This is a genomic window from Streptomyces sp. (genome assembly GCF_035645055.1).
Taxonomy (GTDB): Bacteria; Actinomycetota; Actinomycetes; order Streptomycetales; family Streptomycetaceae; genus Streptomyces.
Map to the genome: position 1 here is coordinate 83703 of NZ_DASQNH010000045.1, position 13800 is coordinate 97502.

At 73.3% G+C, this 13800-nt stretch carries 14 protein-coding genes; 9 read left to right on the plus strand and 5 right to left on the minus strand.

All coding sequences use genetic code 11. The features are described 5' to 3' along the window. The first annotated feature begins 7 nt into the window (after positions 1–7). Positions 8–460 (plus strand): carboxymuconolactone decarboxylase family protein, encoded by a 453-nt coding sequence (locus VE614_RS15215; RefSeq protein ID WP_324936747.1) that lies wholly within the window; start codon positions 8–10, stop codon positions 458–460. 7 nt (positions 461–467) lie between these two features. Here the strand turns inward: VE614_RS15215 and VE614_RS15220 are convergent, their stop codons facing one another. Further along, positions 468–917, minus strand: coding sequence for a gamma-glutamylcyclotransferase family protein (locus tag VE614_RS15220; RefSeq protein WP_324936748.1), 450 nt, complete (start codon positions 915–917; stop codon positions 468–470). A gap of 109 nt (positions 918–1026) precedes the next feature. Between VE614_RS15220 and VE614_RS15225 the strand changes: the two genes are divergently transcribed. Then, complete coding sequence (locus tag VE614_RS15225; RefSeq protein ID WP_324936749.1) at positions 1027–2676, plus strand: M4 family metallopeptidase; 1650 nt, start codon at positions 1027–1029, stop codon at positions 2674–2676. Here VE614_RS15225 and VE614_RS15230 read toward each other — a convergent pair. Continuing rightward, the gene (locus tag VE614_RS15230) at positions 2673–3329 is read right to left on the minus strand and encodes an NAD(P)H-dependent oxidoreductase (protein WP_324936750.1); all 657 of its coding nucleotides are present in this window, start codon (positions 3327–3329) and stop codon (positions 2673–2675) included. The genes VE614_RS15225 and VE614_RS15230 overlap by 4 nt on opposite strands. A gap of 299 nt (positions 3330–3628) precedes the next feature. Between VE614_RS15230 and VE614_RS15235 the strand changes: the two genes are divergently transcribed. Then, a complete protein-coding gene (locus VE614_RS15235; protein ID WP_324936751.1) occupies positions 3629–4147 on the plus strand; it encodes a hypothetical protein in 519 nt (172 codons plus the stop codon). A 147-nt stretch (positions 4148–4294) separates the two neighbouring features. Next, complete coding sequence (locus tag VE614_RS15240; RefSeq protein WP_324936752.1) at positions 4295–4915, plus strand: class F sortase; 621 nt, start codon at positions 4295–4297, stop codon at positions 4913–4915. A 6-nt stretch (positions 4916–4921) separates the two neighbouring features. Here VE614_RS15240 and VE614_RS15245 read toward each other — a convergent pair whose 3' ends face one another. Next, positions 4922–5269 (minus strand): helix-turn-helix domain-containing protein, encoded by a 348-nt coding sequence (locus VE614_RS15245; protein ID WP_324936753.1) that lies wholly within the window; start codon positions 5267–5269, stop codon positions 4922–4924. A 116-nt stretch (positions 5270–5385) separates the two neighbouring features. Between VE614_RS15245 and VE614_RS15250 the strand changes: the two genes are divergently transcribed. Then, a complete protein-coding gene (locus VE614_RS15250; protein WP_324936754.1) occupies positions 5386–6294 on the plus strand; it encodes an NAD(P)-binding domain-containing protein in 909 nt (302 codons plus the stop codon). Here the strand turns inward: VE614_RS15250 and VE614_RS15255 are convergent. After that, positions 6284–6481 (minus strand): hypothetical protein, encoded by a 198-nt coding sequence (locus tag VE614_RS15255; RefSeq protein WP_324936755.1) that lies wholly within the window; start codon positions 6479–6481, stop codon positions 6284–6286. The genes VE614_RS15250 and VE614_RS15255 overlap by 11 nt on opposite strands. Before the next feature lie 1229 nt (positions 6482–7710). On the opposite strand from VE614_RS15255, the gene VE614_RS15260 reads away from it, so the two are divergent. From VE614_RS15260 to nirD, 3 genes are read left to right on the plus strand one after another with little or no spacing between them, the layout of a single operon-like run. Then, positions 7711–8925: an NAD(P)/FAD-dependent oxidoreductase gene (locus tag VE614_RS15260; RefSeq protein WP_324936756.1), complete on the plus strand. Its 1215-nt coding sequence runs from the start codon at positions 7711–7713 to the stop codon at positions 8923–8925. Next, positions 8925–11543, plus strand: a complete 2619-nt coding sequence (gene nirB, locus VE614_RS15265) for a nitrite reductase large subunit NirB (protein ID WP_324936757.1) — start codon at positions 8925–8927, stop codon at positions 11541–11543. Before VE614_RS15260 ends, nirB begins: the two co-directional genes overlap by 1 nt. Next, positions 11540–11893 carry a nitrite reductase small subunit NirD gene (gene nirD / locus VE614_RS15270; RefSeq protein WP_324936758.1) on the plus strand — a complete coding sequence of 118 codons (354 nt, stop codon included), beginning with the start codon at positions 11540–11542 and terminating at the stop codon, positions 11891–11893. Before nirB ends, nirD begins: the two co-directional genes overlap by 4 nt. 114 nt (positions 11894–12007) lie before the next feature. Here nirD and VE614_RS15275 read toward each other — a convergent pair whose 3' ends face one another. Continuing rightward, positions 12008–12430 carry a VOC family protein gene (locus VE614_RS15275; protein ID WP_324936759.1) on the minus strand — a complete coding sequence of 141 codons (423 nt, stop codon included), beginning with the start codon at positions 12428–12430 and terminating at the stop codon, positions 12008–12010. Between the two features lie 211 nt (positions 12431–12641). On the opposite strand from VE614_RS15275, the gene VE614_RS15280 reads away from it, so the two are divergent. Then, positions 12642–13799 carry an alkaline phosphatase PhoX gene (locus VE614_RS15280; protein WP_324936760.1) on the plus strand — a complete coding sequence of 386 codons (1158 nt, stop codon included), beginning with the start codon at positions 12642–12644 and terminating at the stop codon, positions 13797–13799. The last annotated feature ends 1 nt before the right edge of the window (position 13800 follow it).

A 13800-nucleotide genomic window follows, 5' to 3' on the forward strand; every position in this document is an offset into this window, starting at 1 on the left:
TCGCGCCATGACGACCTACCAGGTACCCCAGCGCATGAACTTCGCCGCCGTCGCCCCCAAGGTGTTCAAGGCGGTCCTGGGCCTGCAGGCCGCCGCCGTCGAGGGTCTCGACCCGGTGGTGGTGGAGCTGGTCCAGATCCGTGCGGCACAGCTCAACCACTGCGCCTACTGCCTCGACTACCACACCACCGACGCCCGCGGGGCCGGCGAGTCGGAGGACCGTGTCCACCAGCTGTCCGCGTGGCGGGAGTCGAGCCTCTACACGGTCGAGGAGCGGGCGGCCCTGGCCCTGACGGAGGCCGTCACGCTGCTGCCCGACGGGGTGTCGGACGAGGTGTACGAGGAGGCGGCGCGCCACTTCGACGAGGCGGCGCTGGCCCGGCTGATCGCCCTGATCTTCACGGCGAACACGTGGAACCGGATGAACGTGACCACGCGGAAGACGCCGGGCACCGCCTGACCGGCCGTTACGGCAGCGAGGCGCGCCGCGCCGGCCAGTCGCCGCCCTCGACGCGGGTGCCCCGCGCGCGCAGGCGGGCGGCGACCGGGGGCGCCGCGAGGTAGACCCAGGCCCGCAGGACCGTCCCGTCGGTGGTGCGGACGACATCGCGGGCGACTCGTTCGTAGAGGTTGCGCGGGTCGCCGGGCGTCTCGCACTCCTCCAGCCGGTCGAGCGCGGCGAGCAGTTCGCCGTACGCCTCGGGCAGCGCGGTGACCAGTTCGCCACGCACCGATCCGCCGGGGTGCTCGACGGCGTACGGGTAGCCGGGGCCGTCGTAGAGGACCGCGCCGGTCAGCCGGGCCGGGGCCTCGCTCGCGGTCCGTCCGCGCAGGAAGGCGTCGTGGTTGCGTTCGCCGGGGCGCAGGGTGCCGTAGACGAAGAAGGGGAGGGGGGAACGGGACCGCACAGAACTCACAGAAGCGATTCTGTCCCCTCACACACCTGCACGTCCTCACCCTGGCCCTGGCATGTCCACGCCCCCTTGAATCTGGATCACCCTCAATGTGATCAGTTCAAGGAGACCCATGAGCCGGATACGGCCGTACGCCCTGGCCGCCGCGACCGCCGCCGCCCTGCTGGCCACGGCGCTCACCCCCACCGCCGGAGCGGCCGGCCGGCCCACCCGGGCCACCGCGCTGGAGCACGCCTCCGCCGTCCTCGCCGAACGAGCCGGAAGCCTGGGACTCGGCGCCGGGCAGCGCACCGAGGTGCGGGACGTCGTCATCGACGAGGACGGCACCCAGCACGTCCGCTACGACCGCACCTACCGCCACCTCCCCGTCCTCGGCGGGGACTTCGTGCTCCACCTGACGCCCGCCGGCGACTACCGGGGCGTGGACCGCGCGACGACAGCCCCCCTCTCGCTGCCGGACGTGACCCCGGCGCTGTCCGCCCCCAGGGCAGCCGACCTGGCCGCGAACGCCCTGCGGGCGCTGCACCCGGGCGAGCCCCTCAAACGGCTGACGGCCAGGCCGGAGCTGGTGGTCGACGCGCGGCGCGGGACACCGAGGCTGGCGTGGCGGACCGCGGCGGCGGCCCTCGACGGGCAGGGCAACCCGGTGGCGCGGACGGTGCTCACGGACGCGCGGACCGGGGCCCGGATCGACGCCTGGGACACCCTGGAGTCGGCGTCCGGGGACGGCCATTCGCTGTACGGCGGCACGGTTCCGCTCCGGACGACGCCGACCGGGTCGGGGTACGCGCTCAAGGACCCCACCCGCGGCGGCACCCACACCGGCGACGCGGCGAACCAGGCCGACCTGTGCCTGCTGGGCACCCTCTGCCTCACCCGCGCCCCCGCGACCGTGTTCACCGACACCGACAACCACTGGGGCGACGGCACCGCCGCGGACCGCGTGTCGGCGGCGGTGGACGCGCAGTACGGCACCGACGTCACCTGGGACTACTTCAAGGGTGTCCACGGCCGCGAGGGCATCGCGGGCGACGGCAAGGGCTCCTACAACCGGGTGCACTACGGCAACCGCTACAACAACGCCTTCTGGGACGACAGCTGTTTCTGCATGACCTATGGCGACGGTGACGGGACGACCTTCGGCCCGCTGGTCTCCCTGGACGTCGCCGGCCACGAGATGAGCCACGGCGTCACCTCGAAGACCGCGAACCTCGCCTACACCGGCGAGTCCGGCGGCCTGAACGAGGCCACCTCCGACATCTTCGGCACGCTGGTGGAGTTCCACGCGGCCAACGCCGCCGACCCCGGCGACTGGATGATCGGCGAGAAGATCGTCCGTCCGGGCTTCGGGCGGAGCGCCCTGCGCTTCATGGACCGCCCGTCGAAGGACGGCGCCTCCCCCGACTGCTGGAGCCCCACCGTCGCCACCCTCGACGTCCACTACTCCTCCGGCATCGGCAACCACTTCGCCTACCTGCTGGCCGAGGGCAGCGGAGCCAGGACCACGGGCGGCACCGCCCACAACTCCCCCACCTGCGACGGCAGCTCGCTCACCGGCATCGGCCGTGCCAAGCTCGGCGCCATCTGGTACCGCGCCCTCACCGTCTACATGACCTCGACCACCACCTACACCGCCGCCCGCACGGCCACCCTGAACGCGGCCCGCGACCTGTACGGCGCCGACAGCCCCGAACACCGCGCGGTGGGGGCGGCGTGGAGCGCGGTGGGGGTCGGCGGGGGAGCCGGCGGGAGCGTGGGCTAACCGCCGTACGGGCTGCGCCGCTTGGCCTCCTGGAGGGCCCGCGCCCACCAGACGAGTTGATCCAGCATCGTCTTCGCCGCCGCGTCCGGGCCGGCCGGGTCCTTCAGGCGGCCCCCGGGGCCGAAGGACGCGGCGGCGTTGTGGAAGGAGACGGTGTCGCGGACGGTGACGGCGTGGAGTTCGGCGAAGACCTGGCGGAGGTGTTCCGTGGCACGCAGGCCGCCGGAGACGCCGCCGTAGGAGACGAGGGCGACGGGCTTGGCCTGCCACTCGGTGAAGTGCCAGTCGATGAGGTTCTTCAGTGCGGCGGGGAAGGAGTGGTTGTACTCGGGGGTGAGGACGACGAACGCGTCCGCCGCCGCCAGCTTCGCGCTGACCGGGCCGGCGGTGTGCGGGGCGGGCTCCATGGTGGTGGGCAGCGTGACGTCGGCGACGTCGACGACGTCCACGACCAGGTCGTCCCGTTCGCGGACGCGTTCCAGCAGCCAGTCGGCGACGACGGGCCCGAAGCGGCCGTGGCGGTTGCTGCCGATGACGACGGTCACGTTCAGAGGGGACTGGGCGGTGGAGGTCTCAGTGGTCGAGGTCTCAGTGGTCGAGGTCTCGGCGGTCGAGGTCTCGGCGGTCGAGTTCTCAGCGGTCGAGTTCTTCATGCCGCACAGGCTCGTACCTCAAGTCTGGTCGAGGTCAAGCCCGGCGCCCCGGTCGCCCCGGTCACCCGTTCACACCTTCCCCGTGCATCCTTCGGGTCCTCTTGCATGATGCCCCATCACACGTCGATGACCTGCACAAACGCGCCGCTGAGGCGTGGCGCGGCGGACCCGCCCGGCACCCGTTCTCCGTATTTCTGACGACATCTCAGGAAGCGCGCTCGCGCCGCTGCCACTTACCTCGGAGAGGAACGGAGAAGAACAGGGCCCGAACCGCTCGACTCGATCGATGGGGAACACCGATGCGACGTATCGCCCGGCTGCTGACCGGTACCGCGCTCGCCGTCGCCGCCGCGGCACTGACCGCCGCGCCCGCGCACGGCGGCGGCACCGGCGCCCTGGACGTGTACCCGTCCTCCGTGGTGCCCGGCGGTTCGGTCAGCGTGAACACGGCGGCGTGCGGAGCCGACGGCGCCGCCGCGGGCGACGCCAGCGCGGTCGGCGCCGGGCACTTCACACTGGCGCCCAGCTCCCACGAGGGCAACGCGATCGGCCGGTTCCGGGTGCCGCCGAGCGCGCAGCCGGGGACGTACGAGATCGTCGCCCGGTGCTCCGGGGAAGGCCGGGAGGTCAGGGGCGACCTGGTGGTCACGCTGACCTCGGTCCGGCCGGCGCATCCCCGGGGGAGTGTGAAGACGGGGGTCGGCGGCGCACTGGGCCCCGACCCCGTGCAGACCGCGGCCGGCGTGGCGGCTCTCGCCGTCGCCGCCGCGGGCGGTACCTGGCTCCTGCATCGCCGGGCGAGAGGCGACGGGATCTGACGGACACCCTCCGCTGTCCGTCCGCCGGTACCGCACGCCCCTCCCCTCCGGGTCCAATGCCCCTCGCGGCCCGGAGGGGGTACGGGGACCCGAGGCCCGGAGGGGGCAAGGGTCCCGCCCCGTCCCATCGGCCACAGGGAGGCTCCCATGCGCGGGTACGGCAACACCGCCATAGCGGCCGTCACCGCCGTCGCCCTGTGCTCGGGAGCCTGGCTGCTGCACGACGGCGCCACCTCGCACGCCCCGCCGCAGCCGTCCGCCGCCGAGGCGCACGCCGACCCGGCCGGGGAGCGCTCGGCCGCCCCCGCGCTGGCGCCGTCCCCGCCGGACCGCATCCGCATCCCGGCGATCCGGGTGGACGCCCCGCTGACCGGCCTGGGCCTGACCCGGACCGGCAGCCTGGAGGTGCCGCCGGCCGGGCAGCCGAACCTCGCCGGCTGGTACGAGGCGGGGACCACGCCCGGGGAGAGCGGCACCGCGATCGTCGCCGGGCATGTCGACAACGCCGAGGGCCCCGCCGTCTTCTACGGCCTCGGCGCCGTCAAGCGCGGCAGCACGATCGAGGTGGACCGGCGGGACGGCTCCGTCGCGGTGTTCACGGTGGACGCCGTCGAGGTGTACCAGGCGGAGGGCTTCCCCGACGAGAAGGTCTACGGCCCGGCCCGCCGCCCCGAGCTGCGGGTGATCACCTGCGGCGGCGGCTACTCGCGCGCCACCGGCTACCAGGGCAACGTGGTCGTCTTCGCCCACCTGACGGGCAGCCGCTGACCCCGGTCACGACACCGGCTCCGGCGCCTGCCCCAGCACGTTCACCTTCCCCCACGCGCCGAGCGGCTCCAGCGCCTCGTTGAGCGCGACGCCCCGCGGCGTCAGCGAGTACTCCACCCGCGGCGGCACCTCGTCGTACTCGCGCCGGTGCACGATCCCGTCCGCCTCCAGCTCCCGCAGATGCGCCGCGAGCACCTTCTCGGTGATCCCGGCCAGCGCTCGGCGCAGCTCGCCGAAGCGGTACGGGCGCAGACTCAGCTCCCAGAGGATGAGCACCTTCCACTTCCCGCCGATCACGTCCATCGCCGCGTCGACGCCGCAGGTGTAGGCCCCCGCCCGCCGTCCGATCGCCATGTCCGACCCCCGCCTTCCCGTCTGCCCGTCCGCTGCCTGGACTCTTCCCTCGCGGTAACCACCCACTCCCAAGTGCGTACTTGAGCGGCGGTTCAGCCTCTACGAGGCTAAACGCCATGACCGACAACGACTCTTCCACCGTCTCCCGCACGCCCCTCACCCTGCTCGGCACCGGCGCCATGGGCACCGCCCTGGCCCGCGCCTGGCTGGCCGCCGGACATCCCGTGACCGTCTGGAACCGTACGGCCGCCCGCGCCGAGGCCCTGGCCGCCGAGGGCGCGACCGTCGCCGCGAGCGCGGCCGAGGCGGTCGCCGCCAACCGGCTGGTCGTCGCCTGTCTGCTGGACGACGCCTCGGTGGAGAAGGCGCTGGAGGACGCCGACCTGTCCGGCCGCGACCTGGTGAACCTGACCACGGGCACGCCCGCCGAGGGCCGTGCCCGCGCCGCCTGGGCCGAGGCGCGCGGCGCGCGTTTCGTCGACGCGGGCATCATGGCCGTACCGCCGATGATCGGGCAGCCCGGCTCCGGGGCCTATGTGTTCTACAGCGGCTCGGCCGAGCTGTTCGACGAGCACCGGGACACCCTCGCCGTCCCGGCGGACACCCGTTTCGTCGGCACCGACCCGGGCTTCGCCGCGCTGCACGACGTGGCGCTGCTGAGCGGGATGTACGGCATGTTCGCCGGGATCTCGCACGCCTTCGCGCTGGTGCGCGGAGAGGACATCCCGCTGAAGGAGTTCGCCCCGCTGCTGGAGGGCTGGCTGCACGCCATGGCGGCCTCGGTGGCCGAGACCGCCGACCGGCTGACCACCGGCGACTACACGACGGGCGTGGTCTCCAACCTCACCATGCAGGTACAGGCCGGTCAGCAGACCCTGCTGCGCACGGCGGACGAACAGGGCGTCAGCCAGGAGCTGCTGCTGCCGTTCATCCGGCTGATGCAGCGGCGGCTCGACGACGGGCACGGCGACGAGGACACCACGGGCGTGATCGACCTCCTCGCCTCGCGTCCCGCTACGGCCTGAAGGCGAGCACCGGCGGGTAGGCGTCCCCGTCGGAGTCGACCCAGACCCAGGTGTCGCCCGCCCTGATCAGCTGCCCGGCGGTCTCGATCCGCCCGGTGACCCCGCGGACCGGCGTGCCGTCGGACTCGCCCCGGCGCGTACCGTCGGCCGCGTCGAACGTCCACAGCCGGTCGCCGTCGCCGTACACCGCCAGTTCGGCACGGGCAGCCTCCGGCGTTCGCGCTCCTTGCCGGTGGCGTTGTCGAGGGTGACCAGCCACGCGGAGCGGAAGTCGAGGAAGTCCACGCACTCGACGACGACCCGTGTGCTGCCGCCCGCCGCGGAGGCCGCCTCGGGATCGCACTCGACCTCGGACTCGGCGGGCTCGCCGCCCTTCGGCCCGGTCAGCTTCGTGGTCCGGCGCGGGGGCGCCGTCGGCGAGCCCGTACCCGTGCACGGCCTGGTCGGCGAAGGCGACGGCGACGCCCCGGTCGGCGGCGAGCAGGCCGGCCCCGGCGGAGGTGTGGAGCGGGACGCCCCTGATGTCGCGTTCCCAGACTTTGCGGCCGTCGCGCACATCGACGCCCCCACACGGTGTCGCAGGGCTTCTCGTGCCGGCGGAAGGCGACCAGTCCGATGCCGTCGACGACGGTGTCGCTCATCGCGCACAGCGACTCCCGCACCGGTGCGCGCAGCACCCAGCGGCGGTCGCCGTCCCGTCCCGCGTGTCGTATGCGATCAGCGCGTCCCCGCGCCCCCGGACGACGGTCCCCCCGCCCTCGTCCACCGCCCAGGCACCGAGTCCGCGCACCGTCGCGGGCCGGTCGGGCACGGCCTTCCAGGCGAGGTCGAGCACGGGCCCGCGCATCCACAGACAGCCCTGCCGGCCGGGCCACAGCACGAGCAGCGCGCCCGCCGCGAGGAGGACGTGGGCGGCAGCGCCCTGCCGGGGCGGCGGCCGGTGAACCGGGCGACGGTGAGCGAGGCCCCGAGGAGTCCGGCGAAGGAGAGCAGGAAGGCCAGGACGAGGGTCGGCGTGGTGCCGTCCGGGCAGGGGCTGTACCGGCCGCCGCAGGAGTTGCCGGGGATCGACGACCACCCCAGGCAGTGGTGCTCCGCCGCCAGCCCCAGGACCGCCCCCGCCAGGACGACCGGTCCGGCCGCCGTCAGCACCCGGCCCACGCGCGGCCCGCTGTCCTCGACCACGTCGCCCCACCCCTGTTCCGTTCTCGGCGCCCCCGGTGCCACCGTCCCGCGACGAGGCGGCGCCGGAGCATGGCGCGCCGGAGTGGATCACGGCAGCGCTGTCCTCACAACGCCCCCGCCGGCCCGCTCAGCAACCCTCACACCCCTCCCCCGCCCCCGCTGAGGGCAGAGTTCCCCGCGCGAAACAGACGCGATGCGGCCGGGTAACACCCGCACCGCACGCTCGGGAGCATGACCTCGAATAAGCGTGTGGTGGTGATCGGCGCCGGCCTCGCGGGCGTACGGCTCGCCCGGCGGCTCGGTGAGCTAGGCACGCCCGCGCTGCTCGTCGGCGAGGAGGAGCACCGGCCGTACAACCGCGTGCTGCTCGCCGAAGTGCTGGCCGGACGGTACAGCCCCGAGGTGATCGCCCTCCCGGCGCCCGCGGAGCTGACGCGTGCCCGGGTGACCGGGATAGACCGCGAGGGCCGCACCCTGCACTGCGCGGACGGCTCGCGGATCGCCTACGGCACGCTGGTCCTGGCCACCGGCTCCAATCCGGTGCTGCCGCCGCTGCGCGGACTGTTCACCCCCGGCCACGAACTTCCGGAGGGCGTCCACGCCTTCCGCACCATGGACGACTGCCTGGGCCTGTCCAAGGCGGTCCGGCCGGGCGTCCGCGCGGTCGTCATCGGCGGCGGTCTGCTCGGGGTCTCCGCCGCCCGCGCCCTAGCGATGCGTGGCGCGCAGGTCGTGCTCGCCCAGCAGTCCGAGCGGCTGATGGAGCGCCAGCTCGACCCGGCCGCCTCCCGGCTGGTCCGGCGCCACCTCGTCGACCTCGGCGTGGAGGTCCACACGGACCTGCGGGTACGCGACGTGCGGGTGGTCGGCGGCGCGGTCCGCTCGGTGGAGATGGCCGACGGCTACGCCCTCGACGCCGACCTCGTCGTCCTGGCCTGCGGGGTCCACCCGCGCGCCGGCCTCGCCAAGGCGGCCGGGCTCGCCGTGCGCAAGGGCGTCCTGGTCGACGACGAACTGCGCACCTCCGACCCGCACATCCGCGCGATCGGGGACTGCGCCCAGCACGACGGGAACGTGTACGGCCTCGCCGCCCCCGCGCTGGAACAGGCGGACGTCCTGGCCCGGCTGCTCGCCGGCGACGGCACCGCCCGCTACACCGGCACCCGTTCCCTCACCCGCCTCACCCTCTCCGGTCAGGCCCCCTTCGACCTCGCCGCGTTCGGCGAGACGGAACCCCGCCCCGGCGACGACGTCGTGCAGCTCGCCGACGCCACCCGCGGCACCTACCGCAAGGTCGTCGTCCGCGACGACCGCCTGGTCGGCGGGGTCCTCGTCGGCGAACTCGGCACCGTCGGCGCGCTCGCCCGCGCCTGGGAGGGAGCAGAGCCGCTCCCCTCTGACGGCAGCCCCCTGCTCCACCTGCTCACCAATGACGGAGGCTCCTGATGTCCACGACCGCACCCGCCGGGGAGCGCCCCACGATCGTGCTCGTCGGCCATGGCATGGTCGGCCAGCGCTTCCTCGAAACACTCGCCGAGCGCGGCCTGACCGGCACGCACCGCGTGGTCGTGCTCTGTGAGGAGCCGCGTCCCGCCTACGACCGGGTGCAGCTCACCTCGTACTTCGCGGGCAGGACTCCCGAGGACCTGTCCCTGACGGACCTGGCGTTCATCGAGGAACACGGCATCGAGCTGTACGTCGGCGACCCGGCGGAGACGATCGACCGCGACTCCCGCAAGGTGACCGCCCGCTCGGGTCTCGTCGTCGACTACGACGTCCTCGTCCTCGCCACCGGCTCGTACCCGTTCGTGCCGCCGGTCCCGAACAAGGACGCCGAGGGCTGCTTCGTCTACCGCACCATCGAGGACCTGCTCGCCATCGAGGAGTACGCGAAGTCGGTGACGTCGGGTGCCGTGGTCGGCGGCGGCCTGCTCGGTCTGGAGGCCGCGGGCGCGCTGCAGGGCCTCGGCGTCGAGACGCACATCGTCGAGTTCGCGCCGCGGCTGATGCCGGTGCAGGTCGACGAGGGCGGCGGCGCGGCGCTGCTGCGCACCATCGAGGACATGGGCCTGTCCGTGCACACGGGGGTGGGCACGCAGGAGATCATGACCGACGCCGCGGGCGCCGTCACCGGCATGAAGCTGTCCGACGGCTCGGAACTCGCCACCGGCATGGTGATCTTCTCCGCCGGGGTCCGCCCCCGCGACCAGCTGGCCCGCGACTGCGGTCTCGCGGTCGGCGAGCGCGGCGGCATCGCGGTCGACGAGCAGTGCCGCACGGTCACCGACCCGCACGTCTTCGCGATCGGCGAGTGCGCGCTGGCCGCGGACGGCCGGGTGTACGGCCTGGTGGCGCCGGGTTACGAGCAGGCCGAGACGGCAGCCGCGACGATCGCCGCCGACGAGGCGTCCTTCACCGGCGCCGACCTGTCCACCAAGCTGAAGCTGCTCGGCGTCGACGTGGCCTCCTTCGGCGACGCGCACGGCACCGCCGGGGACTGCCTCGACGTCGTCTACTCCGACTCCCGCTCCGGCCTGTACAAGAAGCTGGTCATCGGCCGCGACGGCACCCTGCTCGGCGGCATCCTGGTCGGCGACGCGGAGGCCTACGGCACCCTGCGCGCGTTCACCGGCTCGGTCCCGCCCGTCTCCCCCGAGCAGCTGGTCCTCCCGGCCGGTGCCGGCGCCCCGGCCCAGCTCGGCCCGTCCGCGCTGCCCGACGAGGCGGTCGTCTGCTCCTGCCACAACGTCACCAAGGGCACCATCCGCGGCGCGGTCACCGACCACCGGTGCACCACCGTGCCCGAGGTGAAGAAGTGCACCAAGGCCGGCACCGGCTGCGGCTCCTGCGTCAAGGTTCTCGGCCAGCTCGTCACCGCCGAGCTGGAGGCCAGTGGCATCGAGGTCGACAAGGGTCTGTGCGGCTGCTTCTCCCAGACCCGCGAGGAGCTGTACGAGATCGTCCTCGCCCTGCGCATCACCTCCTACCAGGACCTGCTCGACCGCTACGGCCGGGAGGACGCGCGGGGCGGTGACGGCTGCGAGGTCTGCAAGCCCACGGTCGGCTCGATCATCGCCTCCCTCGCGCCCGCCATCGGCGCCGACGGATACGTCCTGGACGGCGAGCAGGCGGCGCTCCAGGACACCAACGACCACTTTCTGGCGAACCTCCAGAAGAACGGGTCGTACTCCGTCGTCCCTCGTATCCCCGGCGGTGAGATCGCTCCGGAGAAACTCATCGTGATCGGGGAGATCGCCCGGGACTTCGGCCTCTACACCAAGATCACCGGCGGTCAGCGCATCGACATGTTCGGCGCGCGCGTGGAGCAGCTCCCCTCGATCTGGGCCCGGCTGGTCGACGCCGGCTTCGAGTCCGGCCACGCCTACGGCAAGTCGCTGCGCACCGTGAAGTCCTGCGTCGGCCAGACCTGGTGCCGTTACGGCGTCCAGGACTCCGTCCGGATGGCGATCGACCTGGAACTGCGCTACCGGGGCCTGCGCTCCCCGCACAAACTGAAGTCGGCCGTCTCGGGCTGCGCCCGCGAGTGCGCGGAGGCCCAGTCCAAGGACTTCGGCGTCATCGCCACGTCCAACGGCTGGAACCTGTACGTCGGCGGCAACGGCGGCGCCACCCCGCGCCACGCGGACCTCCTCGCCCAGGACCTGTCGGACGCCGAACTGATCCGCCTCATCGACCGTTTCCTGATGTTCTACATCCGCACCGCCGACCGCCTGGAGCGCACCAGCACCTGGCTGGAACGCATCCCCGGCGGCCTGGACCACGTACGCGATGTGGTCGTCCACGACTCCCTCGGCATCTGCGACGAGCTGGAGAACCTGATGGCGGCCCACGTCTCCCACTACCGCGACGAGTGGGCGGAGACCATCAACGACCCCGAGAAGCTCGCCCGGTTCGTCTCCTTCGTCAACGCGCCCGACACCCCGGACCCGGTGGTCGCCTTCGTCCCCGAGCGCGACCAGATGAAGCCGGACCTGCCCCTGCTCTCGATCGGCCTGCGCCGCCCCGCCGGCGAAGACGTTCTGGAAGGAAGCGCCCAGCGATGACCCTGGCACCCGAGACGACCGGCCTGAAGGTCCAGCTCCGGCTGGCCGGCGACGACTGGTTCACCGTCTGCGACCTGCACGTCCTGCTGCCCGGCCGGGGCGTGGCGGCCCTGCTCCCGGACGGCCGCCAGGTGGCCCTCTTCCGCGACCGCAAGGACCGGCTGTACGCCATCGACAACCGCGACCCCTTCACCGGCGCGGCCGTCCTCTCCCGCGGCCTCACCGGCACCCACCAGGGCCGCCCGTTCGTCGCCTCCCCGCTGCTGAAGCAGCGCTTCGACCTGCTGTCCGGGCAGTGCCTGGACGACGAGACCGTACGCGTGACGGCGTACGAGGTGCGGACGGCCTGAGCCCTCACGCACCCCCGCCCGCCACCGTCCCCCGGGCCCGCCCTGGCCTGCCCGCCCGGCCCGGCGGACGGTGGCGGGCGCGTGTCCGGTGAATCCCGGAACCCCGCACCGGGCTCACTCCCCGCCCTGCTCCTCCCCCAGCTCGGTGAACAGGGTCAGCTGAAGGGCGCCCGGGGCCTCCAGCCGGGAGTTGAGCGAGTTCCAGGGCGTACGGGTCGGCTCGGCGACCACCTCCGCACCGGCGGCGGCCAGCCGCGCGGTGACCGCCGCCGAGTCGTCCACCTGGAAGGCCACCCTGATGTGCCCGGCCACCCCGCGCCGCCCGACCTCGACCTCGTCGATGAACTCCGCGTGGTGCGGATCGGTGATCTCCAGCGTCGCCCGCCCGGCCTCCAGGATGGTGACCCGCCCACCGGGTGAGCTGAACGCCGCCCGCTCGGGCAGGCCGAGGGCATCGCGGTAGAAGCGCAGGGCGGCGTCGTAGTCCTCGGCTGTCACGACGAGACGCAGCTCGCGGACGGCGGGGCGGTCGGACATCGGAGACTCCCGGGGATCGATCGATCACAAGGTCACTGCCGCCCTCAACCCGCCGGTCCCCCGGGTCATTCCCCCGCACGGCGCCCGTCCCGCGTACGCCGACGCGTCACGGCAAATCCACGACCCGTCCACCCGCCTGCCCTAGGGTCCCGGAACGCGCGACCCCGCCACCGACCGGCGGCGGGGCGGACACGGCACTCTTGGAGTGAGAGTGGAACGTCGTAGCCTCCTGCGTGCGGCCCTCATCGGCGGCTCCTCCGCCGCGCTCGGCGGAACCCTGTGGCGCGGCGCCGCGTACGCGGCCCCCGCCCAGCCCGGCACCGGCCCCTACGGCCCCCTGGGCAGCCCGGACGCCAACGGCATCAGACTCCCCAGCGGCTTCACCAGCCGCGTCATCGCCCGCTCCGGGCAGCGGGTGGCCGGCACCTCGTACACCTGGCACAACGCCCCCGACGGCGGCGCCTGCTACGCCGACGGCACGGGCTGGATCTACGTCTCCAACTCGGAGATCAACCCGGGCGGCGGCGCGAGCGCGGTGAAGTTCTCCTCGACGGGCGCCATCACCGCCGCGTACCGCATCCTCTCCGACACCCGCACCAACTGCGCGGGCGGCAAGACCCCGTGGAACACCTGGCTGTCCTGCGAGGAGGTCGACCGCGGCTACGTCTACGAAACCGACCCCTGGGGCGCCAAGGCGGCCATCCGCCGCGACGCCATGGGCCGCTTCAAGCACGAGGCCGCCGCCGCGGACCCGGTCCGCCAGGTCGTCTACATGACCGAGGACGTCACGGACGGCTGCTTCTACCGCTTCAAGCCCACCACCTGGGGCGACCTCTCCTCGGGCACCCTGGAGGTGCTGGTCGCCGGCACCGGCACCTCCGGCCCCGTCACCTGGGCCCGCGTCCCCGACCCCACCGGCGCGACCGCCACCCGCAACCAGGTCTCCGGCGCCAAGCGCTTCAACGGCGGCGAGGGCTGCTACTACGCCGACGACACCTGCTGGTTCACCACCAAGGGCGACAACCGCGTCTGGCAGTACAACGCGGCGACCCAGACCATCGAACTGGCCTACGACGACTCTCTCGTCACGACCGGGACCGCTCCCCTGACCGGCGTCGACAACGTCACGGGCACGTCATCGGGCGACCTCTTCGTCGCCGAGGACGGCGGCAACATGGAGATCTGCGTCATCACGCCGAACGACGTGATCGCCCCGTTCGTGCGCATCGACGGCCAGTCCGGCTCGGAGATCACCGGCCCGGCGTTCTCCCCCGACGGCCGTCGCCTGTACTTCTCCAGCCAGCGCGGCACCACGGGCAGCTCCTCCGGCGGCATCACGTACGAGGTGACGGGCCCGTTCCGGGCGTAGC